Genomic DNA, 22,500 nt, shown 5'->3' on the forward strand with positions numbered 1-22,500 from the left:
AAAAAACCAATGAGGGTAATAAATAATGATGAAGCGCAATATTCTGGCAGTGGTAATCCCTGCCCTGCTGGTAGCCGGTGCAGCGAACGCTGCAGAAATCTATAACAAAGACGCTAATAAACTGGATCTTTACGGGAAAGCAGTTGGTCTGCATTACTTCTCTGATGATGACAGCAACGATGGCGACCAGACCTATGCTCGTCTGGGCTTCAAAGGCGAAACAAAAATTAACGACCAGCTGACCGGTTATGGCCAGTGGGAATACAACTTCCAGGGTAACAACTCTGAAGGCGCCGATGCTCAGACCGGTAACAAAACCCGTCTGGCGTTCGCAGGTCTGAAATTCGGTGATGCAGGCTCCTTCGACTACGGTCGTAACTATGGCCTGGTGTATGATGCAATCGGCATCACCGATATGCTGCCAGAGTTCGGTGGCGACACTGGCAAGAGCGATAACTTCTTCTCCAGCCGTAATGGTGGTCTGGCGACTTACCGTAACAGCGGCTTCTTCGGCCTGGTTGACGGTCTGAACTTTGGCGTTCAGTACCTGGGCAAAAATGACCGTGCTGATGCAGTACGTTCTAACGGTGACGGCTGGGCAACTTCAGTCAGCTATGATTTCGAAGGCTTTGGCGTTGTAGGTGCGTACGGCGCAGCTGACCGTACCAACAACCAGCAGACTCTGGCCTGGGGTAAAGGCGATAAAGCTGAGCAGTGGGCAACTGGCCTGAAGTATGACGCAAACAACATTTACCTGGCAGCGCTGTACGGCGAAATGCACAACGCCGCACGTTTGGGCAGCAGCGGTTTCGCTAACAAATCTCAGGACTTCTCTGTTGTCGCTCAGTATCAGTTCGACTTCGGTCTGCGTCCATCCATCGCTTACTACAAATCTAAAGCGAAAGACGTTGAAGGCATTGGTGATGAAGATTTCATCAACTACATCGACATTGGCGCGACTTACTACTTCAACAAAAACATGTCCACCTATGTTGACTACCAGATCAACCAGCTGAAAGATGACAACAAACTGGGTCTCAGCAACGATGACATCGTAGCACTGGGTCTCGTTTACCAGTTCTAATCAGTACACCACTTTGTTATATGCTTAATGAACAGGGCTACGGCCCTGTTTTTTTATGCGTGACAGAAAATAATGGCGACTTTTGAAAAGCCGCACGCTTTTCGTCGCAAACGGTTGGCATTTTGTAAATCTACCGTTAACCTGATAGCGGATTTCACTTCTGTAATCACAATGGAACTTCGTCATGTTTGAGAACATTACCGCCGCTCCTGCCGACCCGATTCTGGGCCTGGCCGATCTGTTTCGTGCCGACGACCGCCCTGGCAAAATCAACCTGGGTATTGGTGTATATAAAGATGAAACCGGCAAAACTCCGGTACTGACCAGCGTTAAGAAAGCTGAGCAGTATCTGCTGGAAAACGAAACCACCAAAAACTACCTCGGTATTGATGGTATCCCTGAATTTGGTCGCTGCACCCAGGAGCTGCTGTTCGGTAAAGGCAGCGCAATTGTGAGTGACAAACGTGCCCGTACAGCTCAGACCCCGGGCGGTACCGGCGCGCTGCGCGTGGCGGCGGATTTCCTTGCGAAAAACACCTCTGTGAAGCGTGTCTGGGTAAGCAATCCAAGCTGGCCGAACCACAAGAGCGTGTTTAACTCTGCGGGTCTGGAAGTGCGTGAATACGCCTACTACGACGCAGCAAACCACTCTCTGGACTTTGACGGCCTGCTGGCAAGCCTGAACGAAGCGCAGGCGGGTGACGTGGTGCTGTTCCACGGCTGCTGCCACAACCCAACCGGTATCGATCCAACGCTTGAGCAGTGGGAACACCTGGCGAAGCTGTCCGTAGAGAAAGGCTGGCTGCCGCTGTTTGACTTTGCCTACCAGGGCTTCGCCCGTGGTCTGGAAGAAGATGCTGAAGGCCTGCGCGCGTTCGCTGCCGTGCATCAGGAGCTGATCGTTGCCAGTTCCTATTCCAAGAACTTTGGTCTGTACAATGAGCGTGTAGGTGCCTGTACGCTGGTTGCGGCTAACGATGAGACCGTCGATCGCGCGTTCAGCCAGATGAAATCCGTTATCCGCGCTAACTACTCTAACCCGCCGGCACACGGTGCATCTGTCGTTGCGACTATCCTGAGCAACGATGCGCTGCGCGCCATCTGGGAACAAGAGCTGAACGATATGCGTCAGCGTATTCAGCGCATGCGCCTGCTGTTTGTGAACACCCTGGCGGAGAAAGGCGCGGACCGCGACTTCAGCTTTATCATCAAACAGAACGGCATGTTCTCTTTCAGCGGCCTGACTAAAGAGCAGGTTCTGCGTCTGCGTGAAGAGTTCGGCGTGTACGCCGTGGCGTCTGGCCGCGTGAACGTTGCAGGCATGACGCCTGACAACATGGCGCCGCTGTGCGAAGCGATTGTCGCCGTACTGTAATTTGCGCCTATAAAAAAGCCTGCATTATGCAGGCTTTTTTTATGCGGGTTACCAGACAGGCATTTCATCCTGAAGGAACGGATTATGGAGCCGTTCATAGCCCAGCGTCGACATCGGACCGTGCCCAGGGATAAACGTCACATCATCACCCAGCGGCAATAACTTCTGTTTAATCGACTGAATCAGCTGTCGGTGATCGCCGCGCGGAAAATCGCTGCGTCCTACGCCACCTTTGAAAATCACATCGCCGGAGATCAGCAGACGGGACTGGTCATCAAAGAAGACGATATGGCCTGGCGTATGCCCAGGACAATGCAACACCTGTAAAGTCACATTCCCTATGCTAACGCGCTCTCCTTCATCCAGCCAGCGATCGGGCGTCAGAGGCTGACACTCATCAAGGCCAAACATGCGGCTTTGGGCAGGTAACCCCTGCAGCCAGAACTCATCTTCTTTTTCCGGACCGACAATCGGCACGCCGTAGTGTTCAGCCAGTTCAGCCGCTGCGCCCACATGGTCGAGGTGACCATGCGTCAGTAAAATCTGCATGAGCGTCACGCCGCTGTCGGCGACTTCCTGCTTGATCTTCTCAGCGTCACCGCCGGGATCGACAAGCGCGGCCAGTTTAGTTTGTTCGCACCAGATGAGTGAACAATTCTGGGAGAACGCGGTAACCGGAATAATACGATAGTTCATACTGCTCCTGTGTTTCGTTATTACCAGTGCCGAACCGGACCGGTATCAATATGCACAAAGTTGCTGCTGGGGTAATATCCTACACCACCTGCGCGCATAGATAACGCAGCTTTGCGAATATTGGCTAACGAAACGCCCTCAATATGGAAATCCATTGCCTGGCCCTTCGTGTGATAGCTTTTTTTCGCTACCCCGCGACTGTGGGCGCGCAGTTCATTATTGGTATCAACCGAGCGATAACCAGAAATAAGCTGCACCGGCTTGCTGGTACCCAGCAGGCCCTGAAGGCGGAAAAGCTGATCAAACAGTCCTGGGTCGATGGCTTTAATTTTATTCGCGCGGAAATCACGGAAAAAATGGTTAAGTCTTGCTAATTCATCCTGAATATAGCCTCTGCCATCGAAGAACTCCGCTTTTAACGACTCACCGGTATGAAGATTGTTGAGCGTTAAAACTCGCGGACGAGGTGTCGAGAGGGTGGCAAATGCTGGCGTCGGCAAGATGGCCGCTGCGCCAAGCGCAACACCACCTAACGCCAGCAGTTTGCGGCGATTAGCGTCAAATTTGTCCATGATAATCAGGTCTACAGGTAAAAGAAATCGTAATATGCTTAGCGCACGAAGGGCACCTTAACTGGCAAAACCGGGTACGTCAAGGCGCCCAACCCCAGTGAATACGCGGCTTGCAGCGATATAGCCCCTTATTCACCCTAACTTACGACAATCATTTTTCCCGAACTGCTTCATTTACCTGATTAATTGTTCCGCTTTTGGCAAAATTTGTGCGCCGGATCGCGCGGTGAGATCATAATTGTAAATATCTGTACGGTACTGGGTACGCCCGTCTTCGCCAACAAACGCCGTCAGATAGTAAAGATTGACCGGAATATTGTGTCGAATATTAACGTAACGCGTATCTCCCTGCTTCAGGGCATCCGAAATGCGCGTATCGTTCCAGCCCGCGTCCTGCAGCAGCATATTGGCCAGCTCCGAGGCTTTGTTCACGCGCACGCAGCCAGAACTCAGCGCGCGCGTATCTTTCTGGAAGAGATTGTGGTTCGGCGTATCGTGCAGATAGATAGCGTCAGAACTCGGCATATTGAATTTGTAACGCCCTAAAGAGTTATGCGCCCCCGGTGCCTGCTGGAAACGGAACGGCAGGTTAGAAGCCGTGATTGTCGACCAGTCGACCATATAAGGATCGATGGCCTCTTTACTGTTCCAGCCACGCATCACCGTATAACCATGACGTTCCAGATAACCCGGATCGTTCCAGACCTTCGGCAGAATGTCTTTACGCGCCAGAGTCGGTGGCACGTTCCACGGCGGGTTAACCACCACGTTATTCAGCGCGCTGCTCATCATCGGCGTTTTGCGATCCGGACGCCCGACAATCACGCGTGACGCCAGTTTTTCGCTACCGTCCTGGTAATAGACCAGTGAATACGCAGGAATGTTAACCATAATCCCGGTAGAGAGGGTTCCAGGCAGCAGGCGCAAACGCTGGATATTGAGCGCCAGCACCCCAGCCCGCTGCGCAGGCGATACGTTCAGCCAGTCTCGTGTCGTCTGGCCAATGACGCCATCGGCTCCCAGTCCCTGAGCGGCCTGGAATTGCTTCACTGCCGCAACCAGCTCACGATCGTATGCTGCGGGTTTATTGCTGACGGCAATCGCTTTTTTCTCTTTCACGGGCGCTGACGGGCTGACCGCCGCGTTTTGTGGATCGTCACCAGGCAGAGCGATATGTGGCCCGCCATCAAGAAGACCGGAGCGAGTCAGGATCTCACGCAGAGCAGGCACATCGCTGCTCCACTGCCCCGGACGCAGCGTCGCGGTGCCGCGCATCTGCGGCCATGGACGCAGCGTCGCGGTGCCGCGCATCTGCGGCCATGGACGCGAGTCGCCCACCAGCGCGAGAAGCGACTCGTGCAGAGTGGCATATTGTGGATGCGCCGGTGCAAGGCTGGCAATAAAGCGCGGCAGTTCGCCGTTATCCAGGGCTAACTGCCACTGGTTAATCACCGACAGCGCTGGCGTCGCCAGCTTATACGGCTTGTCGCTGTACAGCCAGCGGTTGCCATTGACAGGAATACCCGCCACAAACTGCAGATAGCCCATCATGGCATCGGAAAGCACGACGTCCCGTGCCTGACCGGACACGGCAGGATCGGTTAACAGCTCAACCCACTTTGTAAACTGTGGCTGAAACCCTGCAATCGCGACCTCCGCCAGCTGCTGCTGGAAGGCGCGCACGGCATCGCGGTTTTCCCACATCGGTTTCATATCGCGGGCAGCATAGAGGAGCGTGAGCTGATTGATATAGACCGGCGTGTAGCCTGACGGCAGCCCTGACTGCAGCTGCTGGCTGAGCGATTCGGCATCGATGCCTTCCGGCAGCGGCTTAATACCGGCCATGATAGCCGTCGCCGGAGACTGTTCCAGCGGCTGGGACAACGACGTAGGCTGCGTGCCTGTCGTTGCCGAGCTGTCAGTCGGCACAATTTCAGGCTCGTCGGCCTGGGCGGTTAACAGTGGAGCAAACATCACTGCCAGGCATAGACTAAGCGCAGACAGCTGACGACCACATTCTTTCTTAAGCAACATCCCTTGCCCCCTGTTTTCACGACATGCCCATCACGTTGGGGCTTTCTTTCATTATAGGTAGACGGCTAAGCTGTTGCCTTACCTTATGTAAAGAAGTTTAAAGATAACGCAGCCCTAAGCACAAGTTAAGTTTAAAAAAAAAGCGGCGCCAGGGCGCCGCTTCGGATCGGAAAACGCGTCAGGAAGCGTCCGCCGTGGTTTCTGGCAGTGACTCTGGCGGCTGCGGCGCAAAGCCACGCAGCCCCACAACGTGCACGTGTTCGCTGTTCTGGAACACTTTACGCACCAGCTTGTAGGTTGTCCCTTTTTCAGGACTGATGTTCTCCGGTGCCGCAATGATGAGCTGCATATCGAGACGTTCGCAAAGCTCAAACAGCGTGGCAATGGAGCGCGCATCAAGACGCGCCGCCTCATCCAGGAACAGCAGTCGGCATGGGGAGATGTCTTTGCCGCGCAGGCGGCGCGCTTCGTCTTCCCAGCTCTGTACCACCATCACCAGAATTGACATACCGGTACCGATCGCTTCACCGGTTGAGAGTGCTCCGGACTCCGCACGCAGCCAGCCGTCTGAACCACGGTTTACCTCTACCTCCATTTCCAGGTAGTTACGGTAATCCAGCAGCTCTTCACCAATGGTTTGCGGCGTACGCTGGCCCATATCAATCTGCGGGTTCAGGCGCTGATACAGTTTCGCCAGCGCTTCAGAGAAGGTCAGACGGTTACTGTTGAACAGATCCTGATGCTGCTCGTGCTGCTCAGACAGCACTTCCAGCAGGGTGGCATGCGCTTCGCGCACGTTAACGTTGAGGCGCACGCTGTTCACCTGACCAAACGACACGCTCTGCAGACCCTGGTTGAGCTGGCGGATACGGTTCTGCTCGCGCTGAATGGTTTTACGGATGATGTTCGCCACACTGCGGGAGCTGATCGCCAGCTTCTGCTCGCGAGAGGTCAGCTCTTCCGTCAGACGACCCAGCTCGATTTCCATCTGTTCGATAGCCTCGACCGGATCGTCAGTACGAATGATGTCCTGACGAATACGTTCGCGCAGGTGCTGGTAAACCGCCACGAAGAACTGGATTTTACGTTCAGGACGTTTCGGATCTTCAGACATGCGCAGAACATCGCGCAGGTGTTCGTTATCCGCCACCGCCAGACGCAGGGCACCCAACGCCTTATCCGACATGGAACGAAGCTCATCGGCAGAAAGATATGCCAGCTCGCGACGGTGCAGGCGACGCTCAACGTTATTGTCTTTCACCATGCGCATCACCGCGCACCAGCCCGCCTTCGCGGTCACGACCTGCTCGCGCATCTCAAAGTAGTCGCGCTCCAGCTTGCGCAGGCGACGGGTCAGGTTATCCATTTCTGCTTCGCAGAAGGTCAGCGCTTTTTCCAGCTGATTGCGACGCGCACGGTTGTTGCTCAGTTGAGCATGCAGCTCGTCACGACGAATGCGCGCGCGCTCTTCTGCCCCGCTGTCGGCACGAACGCCGATGTCCTGAAGCTCTTTCTGCAGGTCGTTTAACAGCTCTTTCTTGGTATCGAAGGAGCTTTTCAGCGAGGCCAGCACCTGGTTGTACTGGTTCAGCTGAGCGGAATGGCTGCGCATTGCTTCGCGGGCGCGGGTACGTTCCGCTTCCGCCTGCTCAAGGCGCTGACGTAGCTTTTCATTCAGATCGCTGTTACCGCTCAGCATTTCTGCCGAATCGGAGTAGCCGAAGTGGGCGCGACGCTGCACCACCTCCGTCAGGGCGAACGCCTGCTGACGCGCCTCGCGCTGCACCTGCTGCGACCAGGCATAGTCTTCTTTCAACTGCTCAAACTGTTCCGGGTCGCTCTGCAGGACAGAGACAACCGGCTCCAGCTTCGCCAGCTGATTGCCGTGCTGCTGCACGAAGCGCGCGGCTTCCTGCGCTTCATCCAGGCGCTCCTGGATCTCGTCCACGCGATCGGCCAGCGTGTCATCCGCCAGCAGATTCAGGCGCGGCAGAATACGGTTAAGGGCTGCGACGCCCTCTTTCGCCTGCTCAAACTGGACGCGGCTCTGCTGGTTGTCGCTTTCATGACTGGCAATCGTCCGCTCCAGCTCGCCGCGACGGGTATTGAGCTTGCGAATTTCCGCTTCCGGATCAGCTTCAAAGGCCACGGCCAGATGGCTGCCGATAAAGCGGCTAAACGCCTGATGCAGGCGCTGGGTTTTCTGCACGTCAAACGACAGCGTCGCAAAACGTTCAGATAGCGTTTCACGCTCGGCGTGCAGGCTTTCGATGCGGCTTTCGCGCGCGGCGCGGCCAAACAGCGGCAGCTCAGGGAAGCGGGAATAGCGCCACTGACGGTCAGCGATTTTCACCACCACCGCTTTTTCCAGTTCGTCGACGCTGAATACGCTGTCATCGAACGACTGCGGATCCCCTTCGATCAGGTAGAGATCTTCCGGACAATCTTCCAGACCGGCAAGCTGCTCAGAAATCAGCGACAGATCCGGCACCACGATCGCATTACGGGATGGACCGTACAGCGCGGAGAAGTATGGCGCATCGTCCAGACCGACATCGTCGTAAATCTCGGACAGCAGCACGCCGCCAAAACGCTCCGCCAGGGCATTGAGACGCGGGTCTTCCGCACCGCCCGGCTGGCTCAAGCGTTCAATTTCTTCGTCGACTTCACGCTTGCGCGTGCCGACTTCATCACGCTCAACAATGGCTTCGCGCTCACGCTCCAGCAGCTGCTGCAGGTATTCGGTCACTTCCTGACTGGATTCAAACTGCTCGCCGCACTGTTCGCTGAGCTGGTTAAGGCTGCTCTGGGCCGCCAGCCAGACCGGTGCACGCTGCAGAAGCGCTTGCGAACGGGACTGCAGCTGTTCCAGCTCCTGACGCAGGGTCATACGCTGTTCGCTGGCGCTGGAGACCGTGTCTGAAAGCGCAGCGATACGCGCCTCGAGTTCCTGATGCAGGGCCTCAAGCTCGTCAAAATCGTAATTTTTGCCCTGACGTTTGCAGAATTCCGCCAGCAGACGCTCGGCTTCCTGCTGCTCGCGCAGGCGCTGTTCCAGCTCGTTCAGTCGCATACGCAGCGGCTGAACCTGCTCGGCCAGATGGCGCTGGTTCACGCCGTCGCGCAGCAGTTCACGGGCAACGTCCCAGGCTTCGTTACGCGCCAGCGGGCCGTTAATCGCCACAACCAGCTGATAGGCCTGCTCAAACTGGCTGTGCGCCGTTTGCGCAACGCTCATTTTCTGTTCGAGGGACAGCAGTTTCTCAGTGGCTTCCTGCTCTTTGGCCTGGAAGGTATCCAGCCACTCGTCGGCGCTTTCCGGCGTCAGGTCAGGCAGATGGCACAGCTCTTTCGCGCGCTGTAATGCCTGCAGTGCCTGGGTGTACTGGATCGCGCGCGTCTGCTGCACGTCCAGCGCCTGCTGGTAATCGGCAAGCTGGCTTTTCAGCTCATCCACTTCCAGCTCGGCCGCTTCGGCGCGGGCTTCGTTCTCTTCCTGCATCTCGGCGGCTTCGGCCACCACTTCATTTTGCTCTTCGAGACGGATCTGCAGCTCATCGAGGTCCGCTTCATAGCGCTCGATTTTTTCCTGCTGACGGAGCGCAGTTTGCACCAGGTTCAGGTGATCGCTGGCGGCCTGATAGTCGGCTTCCAGGTCGCCCTCGGCACCGTTGTGTTCACCGAGCTCGCGCGCCATTTCGACGTGCTTGTACTGCTCGGCCACCAGCTGTTTACGGGATGTAAACAGCTCGCGGCGATATTCTAATGCCTGATCGAGGTGGACGCGGCGCTCGTTGGCGTGGCGCATGTAGTCCGCCGCCACGTAGTTGGTGGCTTCGCTGATCAGGTGTTTAAACAGGTCACGGTCAGACTGGGTAACGCGAATCGCTTCCAGCGTCATGCGGTTTTCACGCAGCGCCGCTTCCATATCCTGGAAGGCCTTACGCACGCCGCTGTTTTCCGGCAGCAGGTAGTCGCGCAGGGAGCGGGTAATGGCGCTGGAGATACCGCCGTAAAGAGACGCTTCAATCAGGCGGTAGTATTTGCTGCGGTCTGATGCCGTGCGCAGACGACGCGCCACCACGCCGAGATCGAACATCAGCGAGTGGTAGTCGGTAATCGAGTTAAACTGCTTGAACTGCACGCCTTCGATCGCTTCGAGCTTATCTTTCAGCTCCTGGAGCGTTAGCACGCGCGCCTGGCGTTCGTTCAGGGTTTCCGTCAGCAGCGCCGTTGGCTGCATGGACGTTGGCAGCCCCTGGATGGCGAACGGTTTAATATCGACTTTACGATCGCGACCGGCAACCTGCTGCAGGCGTACGCCCACCACCACGCGCTGATGGCGGGAGTTAATGACGTCCAGAACCGAATAGCAGACGCCGGCCTTCAGCTTCCCGTGCAGACCTTTGTCACGGGAGCCGCTTGTGGCACCCGCTTCAGTGGTGTTACGGAAGTGAAGCAGCGTCAGGTCAGGGATCAGCGCCGTGACAAAGGCCGCCATGGTGGTGGATTTACCCGCACCGTTACCGCCGGAGAGCGTCGTCACCAGCTCATCCAGATCGAACGTTCGGGCAAAGAAGCCGTTCCAGTTAATCAGCGTCAGTGAGCGAAATTTACCGCGTTCAATCATTACTCTTCCTCCCCGCTATCCGGCAGATTCTCTTCATGCTCATCATTGAGCTGCAAATGGTTTTCCACCGGCATCGCTTCACCGTCGCGGATCATGCGAAGCTGCGCTTCACGCGCGTCATCGCCCGCACGCACGTCGGCGCCGAAGCGGAAGACAGATTCCGTAATGCGGAATTTGCTGCTGTCGTGGCCCATAAACCAGACCATCCCCAGACGGCGCAGACGGTTCAGGGAAGAGCGAACCTTTTCCTGTAATTTCTGACGGTCAAGATCCGACCCCGTGGAGCGGTTGTTCACCAGCTTGAGCAGCTTGCTCTCATCTGCCAGCGTCAACAGCTCGTCGTAAAGCTCCTGCTGGGTGAAGATCCCTTCATTCGCCAGACGTTCCGGGCTGAGGTAGAGGTAGCAAAGAATTTTGCCGACCATCATATCCAGCTCGGAGAGCACGGAACGCGGAATCAGCGTCGTGGAGCGCGGGCGCAGGTAGAAAAACCCTTCCGGCGCGCGGATAAGCTCCACGTTGTAGCGTGCGTAAAACTCTTCCAGGTACTCCTGGAAGTCCATCAAAAAGGCGTGATTATCCAGCTCGTCTAAGCCAATGTGACGACCGGCACGCAGCTGGCTGTCCAGCGCCGGAAATAACGGATTCGCCAGCGCCTGTGCCAGCTTAACCGGCATCACTTGTTCAATATTTGTCAATGACATGCGCCTGTACCTTGGCTCCGTAATCGTTAATTGGCTGCCACTTCGGCGGCAGTCCGGTGAAGTCTGCTTGCGCGATACCCAGGCGAACAGCCTGGTCTACCACAATGCGGGCAACGTCGAAGTGGCGCGCGCGCGGATATTGCGCCAGATAGTCGCGCACCACGAGTCCAAGATCCAGCGGAGCTTGTCTGGTTTTATAGACCGCGAGCTGTTCTTCGATCATCGCCGCAAGCTGCTCGCGAATTTCGTTAAATTCTTCATATTCCAGATCCGGCGGCAGTTCACCGGTCACCTCTTCATCGCGCAGCGCCATCTCTTCGTCGCGCATATCCAGCAGACGATCGGCATTGGCGTAGGTCAGCGCCCACGGCGCATCGAAATAGGTCTGCACCGACTGGCGCAGACGCTGGGCAAAGACGCGGTTCTTATCCATATCGATCGCGGTACGGATAAATTTATGCACGTGTCGGTCATAGCCAATCCACAGGTCGATCGACTGCTGGCCCCAGCTGATAATACGGTCCAGTTTGCTCTGCAGGTCGAACACTAAACGATCGATAAAGTGCAGATCGTCGTGCGCCAGCGTCGCGTCCTGGATACGCAGCAGGTTCGCCTGCAGCTTATCCCCTGCGGCTTCCAGCGTATCCTGCAGCTCACGCAGCGTACCGGAGGTTTCTGACAGCAGAAGTTCACAGCTGGAGATGGCCGCTCGCCAGTCTTTATTCAGCAGCTGTGCGATATCGTCTTTCACCTGCTGCTGCTGTTCGTCCATCAGGCGCTGGGTCAGATCGATACTGTCGAAGATTTCCGCCACCGAATATTTCAGCGGTGCATAAACGTTTCGGTGCCAGTGGAATTCGTCACCGTCTTCATCTGCCGCATCGGCGGCGCGCTTAAGCTCACCCGCCACGATCGACAGCTGCATGGAAAGACGCAGCGTGGAAAATTCACGCTGGCGGATATAATAATCGGTGATGCCGATGCCCAGTGGCGTCAGGCGATAGATGGCGTTTCCTTCCGCCTGCTCGCTGGTAAAGCGGTTCAGCAGACGTTGACGCACCATATCGTTGATCGCGTTGTTGGCACGGACGCTAATGGTTTCGCTGGTTTGCTCAAACGCATCACTGACGTGGCGGAACGCATCCACCAGTTCACCCTCGCTCATTTCACCATCCAGCCGCTCGCCGTTCAGCGTGGCGACCGCCAGCAGGAAAGAGAGTCTGTCTACCGGCAGCGAGATGGAGAAATCGTTTTTCCTGGCCCAGGCAACCAGTTCGGGGACTGTCTGGGAAAATTCACTCATAGGTTATCCTTGCATCTGCGGCTTGTGCGCGGTGACGTGAATATAGCGGCCAAGGCTGACAAAAGGCTCCTGACGGCAATACCGCGTTTCCAATTCTGTTAAGGTGTCAAAACAGTCACGCTGTTTGTGTTTTTCACGCAGATAATCATGAAACACCCTGACGCCCGTCTTCCCGACAATCTGCCAGCCAATCGCTTCCAGCCAGCCATAAACCTGCTGTGGATCGCGCGGATAGTCCGGGGAAAGCGTGCGCTTTTTCTTTTTGGGCATCCCGACCTGAACATAGTCGAAGTTTCCCGCAACCATGTTGTGCATCAGGAAGCCGTTAGCATTGTAGAACATCAGCGACAGCGTGCCGCCCGGGCGCAACATCGACCACAGGGTTTGTAACACGCTTTGCGGATCGGCAACCCACTCCAGCACCGCATGAAACAATATCAGATCAACCTGGGTTTCCAAATGCTGTGCGATGTCCTGAGCGGCGCATTGTATAAAATGCATGTTGTCGCTCACACCTTTCTCTTCTGCCGCACGCGTCGCGCGGGCGACCATTTCAGCAGAAAGATCGCAAAGCGTGACGTGATGACCGCGTTCAGCCATTTTTATGGCCGTCTGCCCTTCACCACCACCGGCGTCCAGCACGCGCAACGTTTGGCCGCCGAACGTAGCCAGAATGGTGTCCAGATCCTGCCAGAGGATCGTCTGACGGAGCTGCCCCTTCGTGGTGCCATAAATGTTGCGCGAAAATTTTTCCGCGATGTCATCAAAATTGCGATCCCGCATTGGGAGAGTTCCACTCGCTAACTGCAAAACCGCTATTTTGTCACACCCGCGCGGAGAATGAACCTCTCTGGTGTAATATCACCGGCAATCACCTGCTATATGGTCAAAAAAGGAACCAAAAAGGATGCTTTTTACCCTTAAGAAATACATTGGAGGGATGATGCTTCCCCTTCCGCTGCTGCTCATCATCATCGCGCTGGGGCTGGCGCTGGTGTGGTTCAGTCGCTTTCAGAAGAGTGGCAAAACGCTTATCACGCTCGGCTGGCTGGTCTTGCTGCTGTTGAGCCTGCAACCGGTCGCGGATGGCCTGTTACGCCCCATCGAGAACAGGTACCCAACATGGCAGGGAAATCAGAAAGTGTCGTACATCGTGGTGCTGGGCGGTGGATATACCTGGGATCCTGACTGGGCTCCGAGCTCAAACCTGATCAACAACAGCCTGCCACGGCTGAACGAAGGTATTCGCCTGTGGCTGGCGAATCCGGGATCAAAAATGATCTTCACCGGCGCGGCGGCGAAAACGAACCCGGTGAGTACGGCTGAAGCGGGCGCCAGGGTCGCGGAATCTCTCGGCGTGCCGCGTTCCTCAATCATCACGCTGGACAGCCCGAAAGACACCGAAGAAGAGGCTGCTGCAGTGAAGCAGGCGATTGACGATGCCCCGTTCCTGCTGGTGACCTCCGCCTCGCACCTGCCGCGCGCGATGATTTTCTTTGAGAAGCAAGGCCTGCACCCGCTTCCCGCACCGGCAAACCAGATGGCCATCGACGCACCGCTCAACCCGTGGGAACGGGCGATCCCCTCCCCGGTGTGGCTGATGCATAGCGACCGCGTCGGCTACGAGACGCTCGGACGCCTCTGGCAGTGGCTGAAAGGATCCTCAGGCGAGCCAGGGCAAGAGTGATTTTGTTGCCAGATCGAAGTTTGCGCGATTGAATCGTCCGGTGTTCACCAGCTGCGCGACTTCGTCCCAGAGCAGGTAGAGCCAACGTCGCCAGAGAAACGCTTCCGCAACGGGGGCGCGTTGGAGGTAATGCCACAGTAAGCCTTCCGCCGCCCCGCTGTCGCTGAGCCTGAACAACTCATATTCGCGCGGTGCCCAGAGCATGATGCCCGGCCCCACCATTGCCAGAAGCTGATCGCTGCGGGCGTCTTTGAGCATGCTGCGCAGGGTAAAATTGCCGTGGATCAGCACGCAGTTGTCATTAAAACCGTCGAACAAGGCCGGTAAGCACTCCCGGGTGCGAAACAGGATACGTTTGTCCTGCATGGTTAAACCGGTATTGTTGAACTGGTTAAGCGTTCCCCACAGCACTTCAACCCGCTGGCGGTACCACAGCGGCCAGAGGTTTTCCTGGGTGCTGTCAACCGGTCCGACAAGCCCACGGCTATCCTGACGGTGCCAGGCCAGCAGCGCCTCGACAATCTGGTCTTTCAGCTGCTCCCAGCGTTCCGGCGTTCGCGCGGGCGCTTCAACGGGCACACCGCGTAAACGTTCAATCAGCAGTACGTCCGGGCCGGGGTGTTCCTCATGGGTCATCACGCCATACACCGTCGGCATACGCACGGTTCCCTCCCGCGCCAGCATCGACATTTTCCATGCAAGCTGCCTGGCAACGCCGGGTGACGTGAAACTTCTTGCCATTAGCGGCATTGGGTTACCCTGACTGTCGTAAAGCGACCAGAGCGCGGTATCGGCTTTTTCACTCACGCATTCGACCCGGCTTAACTTTTCACCCAGCAGATGGCTAAGTTCGGCACGCAGCTGTTCCATATGAGATTACCCCCATTAAGACTACTGCTTTTATAATGAGCGTCCTTAATGAAGATGTCACCCGGAAGAGATCAATCAGGAAAAAGAAAGTGAAAAATAAAGCGGAGAGTGCATCCCTCCCTGCGGAGAGATGCCGGTAAGATTAACGCAATTCGGCGCGAACGCGCTCAAGATCTTCAGGGGTGTCTACGCCCGTGCCGGGGACTTCCTCAGCAACGGCAACGTGAATTTTCTCGCCGTACCAGAGCACGCGAAGCTGCTCCAGCATTTCGATATGCTCCAGCGGGCTCGGCGCCCAGGCCACATAGCGGCGAATAAAGCCAGCGCGATAACCGTAGATCCCAATATGACGCAGGAAGGTATCACCGATGGTCTCTTTAGAGAGCGCAAAGCGATCGCGATCCCACGGGATCGTGGCGCGGGAGAAATAGAGCGCATAGCCTTCCGCATCCATGACGACCTTCACCGCATTCGGGTTAAACGCTTCTTCTGCATGATGAATGGGTACCGCCAGCGTCGCCATTCCGACCTGACGCTGCGCCAGGTTTTCGGCCACCTGACGGATAATGACCGCGGGGATCATCGGCTCGTCACCCTGCACGTTTACGATGACCGTATCATCACTGAAACCGCATTTCTCAACCACTTCCGCCAGACGTTCGGTGCCGGACTGGTGATCGGCTCGTGTCATGCACACCTCTCCGCCTGCGGCCTCAACCGCACGAGCGACATCCGGATGGTCGGTGGCAACAATCACGCGGTCAGCACCCGATTCACGCGCGCGCTCGAGGACATGCACAATCATCGGCTTGCCGTTAATATCCACCAGCGGTTTACCCGGCAGACGCGTTGAGGCATAACGCGCAGGAATAATGACGACAAAACTCATGGCTTGCTCTCTTCTGCCACCAGGGAACGGGCTTCATTTTCCAGCAATACCGGAATACCGTCACGCAGCGGGAAAGCCAGACTGTCCAGCTTGCAAATGAGCTCTTGTTTGTCCTGGCTGTAGTAAAGTTTGCCGTTGCATACCGGGCAGGCAATAATTTCAAGTAAACGGTGATCCATAGTTCCTCCGTATGGGTAATCGCTAAAGCTTAACACATTCCCTTTTCAGGACGTGCCTGTTTCCCAGCCACTTCGACAGGATGTAAACAATCCATCAGGTACCCGGCCCAGCGTCACGTCGTCGGCCCCCTGCCAACGCGCGAATTCACTAATGGCGGACGTTAATCCTTTTTCCAGGCTCGCCGTCACCCTGACGCCCTCTTGCAGATAAAGCGCAATGATTTCAAGCGTGCCGGTCTTGCGGTGCATTTTGGCATCCATGCGCCCGACCAGCTGTCCTTTATGCAGCAGCGGTAAAACAAAGTAGCCATACTGGCGCTTTGGGGCCGGGGTATAACATTCCAGCCGGTAGCTAAAATCAAAGAGCTGCTCGGCGCGTTTTCTGTCCCAGACGACCGGGTCGAACGGCGACAATACCGCGCTGTGGGTTGCCTGAAGTTTCCCCTCCAGAGCCTGAGGCAATAACGGAAGGAGATCCGCATGCAGCCACATTCCGCCCAGCGTTTCCACGGTAACGGGAATAACGCGCTGCTCGTGTTGCCACATGTCCAGCAGCGGTTTCAGCACGGGCTGGCGCAGGCGATAATAATCTGCCAGCCACTGCGCGCGAAAAATCCCCAGACTGCGGGCGCTGTTCTCCAGCATAATGGCCTCGGCCGCCTCCTGGGTAAGCAGGTCGCGCTCGTCGTCCCAGTGCGGCATCACGCGATGCGTCAGATCGTAGACGCGCTGAAAGTTACGCCGCTCAATCACCATGACTTTCCCAGAGGTAAATAACCCTTCGAGATGACGTTTGTGCGGCTTCCACTCCCACCAGCCGCTTGCCCCCTTGCGCGGGTGTTCAAAATCGGCAGAGCGTACAGGACCGTTTTCCTGAATATGCGCGATGAGCTGCTCTATTTCAGCCGCATGTTCCTGCATCCAGGCCTGTCGGTATTTCCAGCCCATCTTTTCCGGCGCAAGCATACGGTGACGCACCAGGGCAAAATCGCTGCGAGGAAGGAAGCAGGCTTCATGCGCCCAATACTCCATCAACTCCCCCTTGCTGAGCGCCTCATCCAGCCACTGGGAAGGATAACTCCCCAGGCGGCTAAACAGCACCAGGTAAGGGCTGCGGGCCACAATATTAATGGTGTCGATCTGGAGGAGCGACATGCGCTGTACGGTAGAGAGGATATCGGCAGGCTGCGCGCGGCGGCGGGGCTTTTTGAGCAGCCCCTGCGCGGCCAGGTGGAGATTACGTGCGGCTGAAAGCGAGAGTTGCGGTAGAGACATGCGTTTTCCTGTCAGTCAAAGCGCCACCAGAACCGCGTAAGCCTTTAGTGCACCAACGCAATCAGTTCCTTGAGCAAATGTTCCGGCTGCTCACCGCTGAGTTCGGCGTCAACCGGCAGATACCACCAGTTATCTTTCGCAAAGGCGCGGCATTTCACCGCATCTTTTTCGGTCATGATCAGCGACTGCCCGGGTGCGGTCAGGGCGTCTACCTGCCCTTCCACCAGCGCCTGATGGTCGGCCAGCGGAACGCGTTTTTCCAGCCGGGCACCACACTGTTCCAGCGTCGCGAAGAAGCGCGGCGGATGACCAATGCCCGCCATCGCTACCAGTGAAGGCAACTCTGAAACCGACCGGCGTTCCCCCGTCACCAGGTTGATCGCCAGGCCCGGCTGCAGGTGCATCGGGATTTCACCCGTTTTCGCCTCACCCCCGTTCACGATCACCGCATCCACAGACTTCAGACGTGAAGCGCGTTCGCGCATGGGCCCGGCAGGTAACCACCAGCCGTTACCAAAACGGCGAACGCCGTCGATGACCACAATCTCTTTATCACGCGCCAGGGCGTAATGCTGCAGACCATCGTCAGTGATGATGATTTGTACCGCGTGTTCGGCAAGCAGTGCCTGTACGGCATCGCTGCGCACCGGGGAAACCGCGACCGGTACGCCGGTACGCTGGAAAATCAATACCGGTTCATCACCCGCTTCAGCCGTCGTGGTTTCCGCCGTCAGCAACAGCGGGTAATGCGACGCTTGACCACCATATCCGCGCGATACCACGCCCGGGCGTATACCGCGTTTTTGTAACTGCTCTACCAGCCAGATCACCACCGGCGTTTTGCCGTTGCCGCCCGCCGTAAGATTACCGACAACCACAACCGGCACCGGCGCGCGCCAGGCCCGCTTCACCCCCAGACGATAAAGCAGGCGGATGATGCCGCTCACCAGGCCGTAGAGCCAGGAGAGCGGCAAAAGCAGCAGCCACAGCGGGGATTCACCGGACCAGATGCGTGCAATCATTCGCCGAACTGCATCTTATGAAGCTGAGCGTAAACGCCGCGGTGTTCCAGCAGGTCAGCATGGCTTCCACGCTCAACAATGATACCGTCCTCAACCACGACGATTTCATCAGCCTGCTCGATAGTCGACAGACGGTGCGCAATCACCAGCGAGGTACGGTTCTTTTGCAGCTCATCCAGCGCGGACTGAATCGCGCGTTCAGATTCCGTATCCAGCGCAGAGGTCGCTTCGTCCAGGATCAGGATCGGGCTGTCGCGCAACAGCGCACGGGCAATGGCGATACGCTGACGCTGCCCACCGGAGAGCAGTACGCCGTTCTCACCGATGATGGTATCCAGACCGTTATCCATCTTGTTGATAAAGTCCATCGCGTAAGCCATACGCGCGGCGTTCTCAATCTGCTCGCGGCTGTACTCTTCAGTACGCGCATAGGCAATATTGTTTGCCACGGTATCGTTGAACAGGTGCACGTTCTGAGAGACCAGCGCTACCTGATTACGCAGCGACTGCAGGGTATACTCCCGCAGGTCGTGGCCGTCTAACAGAATTTCACCTTCGTCAATGTCGTAGAAACGGGTGATCAGGCTGGCAATGGTCGATTTCCCCGAGCCAGAACGGCCTACCAGCGCAACGGTTTTCCCCGCCGGAATGGTCAGGTTGATATTGCGCAGAGCCGGTGTTTCGCGGCCAGGATAGGTAAAGGTCACATTGCGGAACTCAACGTCGCCGTTCGCGCGCTCAATGACGCGTTTACCTTCATCTTTTTCCTGTTCGGAATCCAGAATGCTGAACAGGGTCTGGCAGGCGGCCATCCCACGCTGGAACTGGGCGTTTACGTTCGTCAGTGACTTCAGCGGACGCATCAGGGCAATCATTGAGGAAAAGACCACGGTAATGGTACCCGCCGTCAGCGTCTCCATGACGCTCGGGAAGCTTGCTGCATACAGGACGAACGCCAGTGCCAGCGAAGCAATCAGCTGAATAATCGGGTCAGAGATGGAAGAGGCCGAGACCATTTTCATCCCCTGCAGACGCATTTTGTTGCTGACTTTATCAAAGCGTTTGGTTTCGACGTCCTGACCACCAAAAATCAGCACTTCTTTATGCCCTTTCAGCATCTGCTCTGCGCTGGTGGTCACCTGCCCCATCGTGTTCTGCATATTCTTACTGATATTGCGGAAGCGCTTTGACACGACGCGGATAGCAATGGAAACCACCGGTGCCAGAACGATAAGGATAAGCGACAGCTGCCAGCTGTAGTAGAACATCATCACGAACAGACCGATGATCGACGCGCCCTCGCGCACAACGGTAATCAGCGCGCTGGAAGAGGAAGAAGCAACCTGCTCGGAGTCGTAGGTAATACGCGACAGCAGCGTCCCGGTTGACTGCTTGTCAAAGAACGCAACCGGCATGCCCATCATGTGACTGAACAGTCGACGGCGCATGGTCATCACCACTTTCCCGGATACCCAGGAAATGCAGTAGCTTGAGATATAGCTGGTGATACCGCGTAAGATCATCAGTCCGATAACCACCAGAGGCATCCATAGCAGCACTGAGCGATCCGTTTTACCAAAACCGTCATCCAGTAACGGTTTAAGAAGCGATAGCATAAAAGTATCGCTGGCTGCGTTGAGGATTAACGCTACACCCGCCACGATCAAGCCTGCTTTAAAAGGGGCAATCATCGGCCAGAGTCGGCGGAACGTTTGCCACGTGGAGAGATCTTTGTCGTTATGCATTCAAAAAACCAGCATTGTTGAAATAGCCGCATATTCTACCCGTTATCGACGGGCGCGCCAAACCACTGATGATACCAACGTGGTAAAATTTGCTCTCGCAAGCGCCGGATTTGCCAGTGATGTTGCGAGAATGTCACCGATATTTGTCCTGAATGAGGGGTATCGTGCCAGATATACCCCTCTTTTCGATAGCGTCGGACAACTTTTGCTGACGGGAAATGCCATGCGTTATAGCGGGCCGCGGAATCCAGGGCGATCTGTCCTCCCACCCGCTGTACCAGCGGCAGTGAAGACGAGGTATTGCTGCCATGATGGGGCACCTGTATCAACGTGGACGTCATATAGCGCCAGTAATGGCTAAGCATAGCCTGTTCCGCTTGCGCTTCAATATCTCCTGTTAACAGAACACTTTGCTCCCCGTCGTCCACCTTTACCACGCAGGAACGGTTATTCCCCTGGGCCGGGTAATTTTCAGGGGGCCAGTGGACGGTGAAGGTTAACCCCTGCCATAACCATTTCTGCCCACGAAAACAGGGACGGTGTCCCGTCCTGCGCAACGGGCTTCTTATCCATATATCCGGCCATGCTTTTTGCAACGAAATGAGGCCTCCTGCATGGTCGAGGTGTTCATGACTGAGAATCACCCCGTCTGGCCGCAGGTGATGCCAGCGAAGCCAGGGAATAATTAACCGCTGCGCGCTGTCTCCGTCCGGCCAGGCGAGCCCGGTATCATAAAGAATGGCTTTTCCCTGCCTTTCAATGACCATGGCCAGCCCCTGCCCCACGTCCAGCATATGCAGCGTCCAGCTCTCGCTTTTTGACGCTCGCCAGAGGGGAAATGTCAGTAAGACACTGCCTGCAAGACAAACGGCAGGAACGGTTTTCCAGGCACGAAAACGCCAGGCAATGATGATCAACCACGGCAGTAATGCCATGGTTTGCCAGCGTTGATCGACACTCTGCCAGCCATCAGGCAGGCGCATCAGTAGCCAGAAGAGTCCCGCAAGCGACTTATCGGCAGCAAACCAGATGGCACTTTCAACCGCCGCCAGCGGTAGCAGATGGAGCAGCATACCGAGCAGGATCAGCGGGACGGAGACAAACGTTACCAGGGGCACGGCAAAGAGATTCGCGACCAGGGATGAGAGGCTGAAGCCATGGAAAATCAGAACCTGTAACGGCATGAGCAGAAGCAACATGCCGACCTGCAGATAAATCAGGTTCACTAGCGGCCGTATACGTCGCGTCCACTGCCAGTCAGGAAGCGGCAGCCACTGAAACCAGAAAATCAGCGCGGCGACGGCAAAGGCTGACAAAGCCAGACTCTGCGAAAGTACGGCTAACGGATCGTTTAACAGTATCGCCGCGATACAGCACCCCCATACCTGCCAGGGAGACCATTGACGGCCAGCGATACGCAACATAGCAAGCACAGCAAGTGCGATGACCGTCCGCAGCGCAGGCGGTTGCAGGCCGGTAAGCCAGGCGTAGAAAGCAGCAAAGATTAACCCGGCAAGGAGAGGCATTTGCCAGTGGACCCGATGGCTGGGTAATAAAAACTGGAGTCCACGTGCAAGTAACCAGACGAGAGAGGCTGCCAGCGCGATATGCAGACCCGAAATCGCCATCAAATGCAGCGTGCCGGTTTCCCGCATAAGATCTTTTATTTCCCGTGGTACATCCAGGCGTTCCCCCATCCCAAGGCCCAGGATAACCGCTCCCCATGGATAAGCAGAAAGTCGGTTTTGCAACGACAGCAGATATTGCGCTCGCAGGCTGCAGCGCCCGTCGACGAGTTCCGCACGGGTGAAGCGCCCGCTCAATGTTTGATGTCGGGCAAAAGCGCTGCGCTGAGCATCATAACCGCCGTCGTTCAGTTCGCCGTGTGCAGGCCTGAGCCTGAGCGTCATGGTCCAGCGCTGACCGGCACAGGCTTTCTGCGGCAGATAATTGCCATACAGCGTTACGCCGGTGGAGGCCCACCAGCGCTTGCCATCGACGCTGCGAATGTTTCCCTGATGCAGAGTGGCGCCGTCGGTCGCGGTGAGCTCTACCTCAGCCTGCACGGCCCCCGTTGTTAAATGCTGCATCGGCCATACGCTCTCTTGCGCGGCCAGAATGCCCCACGCACAAAATAACAGCGTGACACCAGCATACTTCATTCGACGGTTTTGCCATGCAGCAAGCACTATCCCGCCAGCCACCATGGCCCACACAGTGTAAGGTGACGGCAATTCAGGTAACCAGAGTAACGGAACTATCGCCAGCATGGCGCAGACACTAAGCGCGGGAATTCCCATTGCTACCTCCCTGTTTCAGGGTGGCAGTATGCAAGCAGGGTGAGCGGGTCGTCAGGTGTGAAGGATGCGATTTACAGCAAGCGCAGCAAGGTATTTTACGTGTTGCAGAAAACGAAACGGCAAATGCGGGGCACC

Annotated in this window: 17 protein-coding genes; 3 read left to right on the top strand and 14 right to left on the bottom strand. The window is 56.4% G+C overall.

The window, feature by feature from the left end:
- The first annotated feature begins 25 nt into the window (after positions 1-25).
- Together ompF and aspC are read left to right on the top strand one after the other, a co-directional pair.
- A complete protein-coding gene (ompF, locus tag BMW97_RS06505; RefSeq protein WP_045908376.1) occupies positions 26-1,084 on the top strand; it encodes a porin OmpF in 1,059 nt (352 codons plus the stop codon).
- A 184-nt stretch (positions 1,085-1,268) separates the two neighbouring features.
- The gene (aspC, locus tag BMW97_RS06510; protein ID WP_045908377.1) at positions 1,269-2,459 is read left to right on the top strand and encodes an aspartate transaminase; all 1,191 of its coding nucleotides are present in this window, start codon (positions 1,269-1,271) and stop codon (positions 2,457-2,459) included.
- A 48-nt stretch (positions 2,460-2,507) separates the two neighbouring features.
- On the opposite strand, the gene BMW97_RS06515 is transcribed toward aspC, so the two are convergent.
- The 7 genes from BMW97_RS06515 to cmoM form a co-directional block, all read right to left on the bottom strand.
- A complete protein-coding gene (locus BMW97_RS06515) occupies positions 2,508-3,155 on the bottom strand; it encodes an MBL fold metallo-hydrolase (protein ID WP_045908378.1) in 648 nt (215 codons plus the stop codon).
- Between the two features lie 20 nt (positions 3,156-3,175).
- The gene (locus BMW97_RS06520; RefSeq protein WP_014169403.1) at positions 3,176-3,727 is read right to left on the bottom strand and encodes a peptidoglycan L,D-endopeptidase MepK; all 552 of its coding nucleotides are present in this window, start codon (positions 3,725-3,727) and stop codon (positions 3,176-3,178) included.
- Between the two features lie 174 nt (positions 3,728-3,901).
- Positions 3,902-5,761 (bottom strand): L,D-transpeptidase, encoded by a 1,860-nt coding sequence (ldtD, locus tag BMW97_RS06525; RefSeq protein WP_090392602.1) that lies wholly within the window; start codon positions 5,759-5,761, stop codon positions 3,902-3,904.
- A 178-nt stretch (positions 5,762-5,939) separates the two neighbouring features.
- Positions 5,940-10,391 carry a chromosome partition protein MukB gene (gene mukB / locus BMW97_RS06530; RefSeq protein WP_045908380.1) on the bottom strand — a complete coding sequence of 1,484 codons (4,452 nt, stop codon included), beginning with the start codon at positions 10,389-10,391 and terminating at the stop codon, positions 5,940-5,942.
- A complete protein-coding gene (gene mukE, locus BMW97_RS06535; protein WP_008499954.1) occupies positions 10,391-11,095 on the bottom strand; it encodes a chromosome partition protein MukE in 705 nt (234 codons plus the stop codon). Before mukE ends, mukB begins: the two co-directional genes overlap by 1 nt.
- Entirely contained in the window at positions 11,076-12,398 is a 1,323-nt protein-coding gene (gene mukF, locus BMW97_RS06540) for a chromosome partition protein MukF (RefSeq protein ID WP_008499955.1), read from the bottom strand. Before mukF ends, mukE begins: the two co-directional genes overlap by 20 nt.
- Before the next feature lie 3 nt (positions 12,399-12,401).
- Entirely contained in the window at positions 12,402-13,181 is a 780-nt protein-coding gene (gene cmoM, locus BMW97_RS06545; RefSeq protein WP_032649174.1) for a tRNA uridine 5-oxyacetic acid(34) methyltransferase CmoM, read from the bottom strand.
- Positions 13,182-13,305: 124 nt separating this feature from the next.
- Here cmoM and elyC point away from each other — a divergent pair, with 124 nt between their 5' ends.
- Entirely contained in the window at positions 13,306-14,085 is a 780-nt protein-coding gene (elyC, locus tag BMW97_RS06555) for an envelope biogenesis factor ElyC (RefSeq protein WP_045908381.1), read from the top strand.
- Here elyC and BMW97_RS06560 read toward each other — a convergent pair.
- The 7 genes from BMW97_RS06560 to BMW97_RS06590 form a co-directional block, all read right to left on the bottom strand.
- Positions 14,062-14,955 (bottom strand): YcbJ family phosphotransferase, encoded by an 894-nt coding sequence (locus BMW97_RS06560; protein WP_045908382.1) that lies wholly within the window; start codon positions 14,953-14,955, stop codon positions 14,062-14,064. The genes elyC and BMW97_RS06560 overlap by 24 nt on opposite strands.
- A 142-nt stretch (positions 14,956-15,097) precedes the next feature.
- Positions 15,098-15,844, bottom strand: coding sequence for a 3-deoxy-manno-octulosonate cytidylyltransferase (kdsB, locus tag BMW97_RS06565; RefSeq protein ID WP_008499959.1), 747 nt, complete (start codon positions 15,842-15,844; stop codon positions 15,098-15,100).
- A complete protein-coding gene (gene ycaR, locus BMW97_RS06570; protein ID WP_006174474.1) occupies positions 15,841-16,023 on the bottom strand; it encodes a protein YcaR in 183 nt (60 codons plus the stop codon). The genes kdsB and ycaR overlap by 4 nt, the downstream gene beginning before the upstream one ends.
- Before the next feature lie 45 nt (positions 16,024-16,068).
- The gene (locus tag BMW97_RS06575; protein WP_045908383.1) at positions 16,069-17,298 is read right to left on the bottom strand and encodes a winged helix-turn-helix domain-containing protein; all 1,230 of its coding nucleotides are present in this window, start codon (positions 17,296-17,298) and stop codon (positions 16,069-16,071) included.
- 44 nt (positions 17,299-17,342) lie between these two features.
- Positions 17,343-18,320: a tetraacyldisaccharide 4'-kinase gene (gene lpxK / locus BMW97_RS06580; protein WP_045908384.1), complete on the bottom strand. Its 978-nt coding sequence runs from the start codon at positions 18,318-18,320 to the stop codon at positions 17,343-17,345.
- On the bottom strand, positions 18,317-20,065 hold the full coding sequence (gene msbA, locus BMW97_RS06585; protein ID WP_045908385.1) for a lipid A ABC transporter ATP-binding protein/permease MsbA: 1,749 nt from the start codon (positions 20,063-20,065) through the stop codon (positions 18,317-18,319). Before msbA ends, lpxK begins: the two co-directional genes overlap by 4 nt.
- A 35-nt stretch (positions 20,066-20,100) precedes the next feature.
- Positions 20,101-22,365, bottom strand: coding sequence for a ComEC family protein (locus BMW97_RS06590; RefSeq protein WP_090392604.1), 2,265 nt, complete (start codon positions 22,363-22,365; stop codon positions 20,101-20,103).
- Between the last annotated feature and the right edge of the window lie 135 nt (positions 22,366-22,500).

The organism is Enterobacter sp. NFIX58, from assembly GCF_900110475.1.
Lineage (GTDB): Bacteria > Pseudomonadota > Gammaproteobacteria > Enterobacterales > Enterobacteriaceae > Enterobacter > Enterobacter quasiroggenkampii.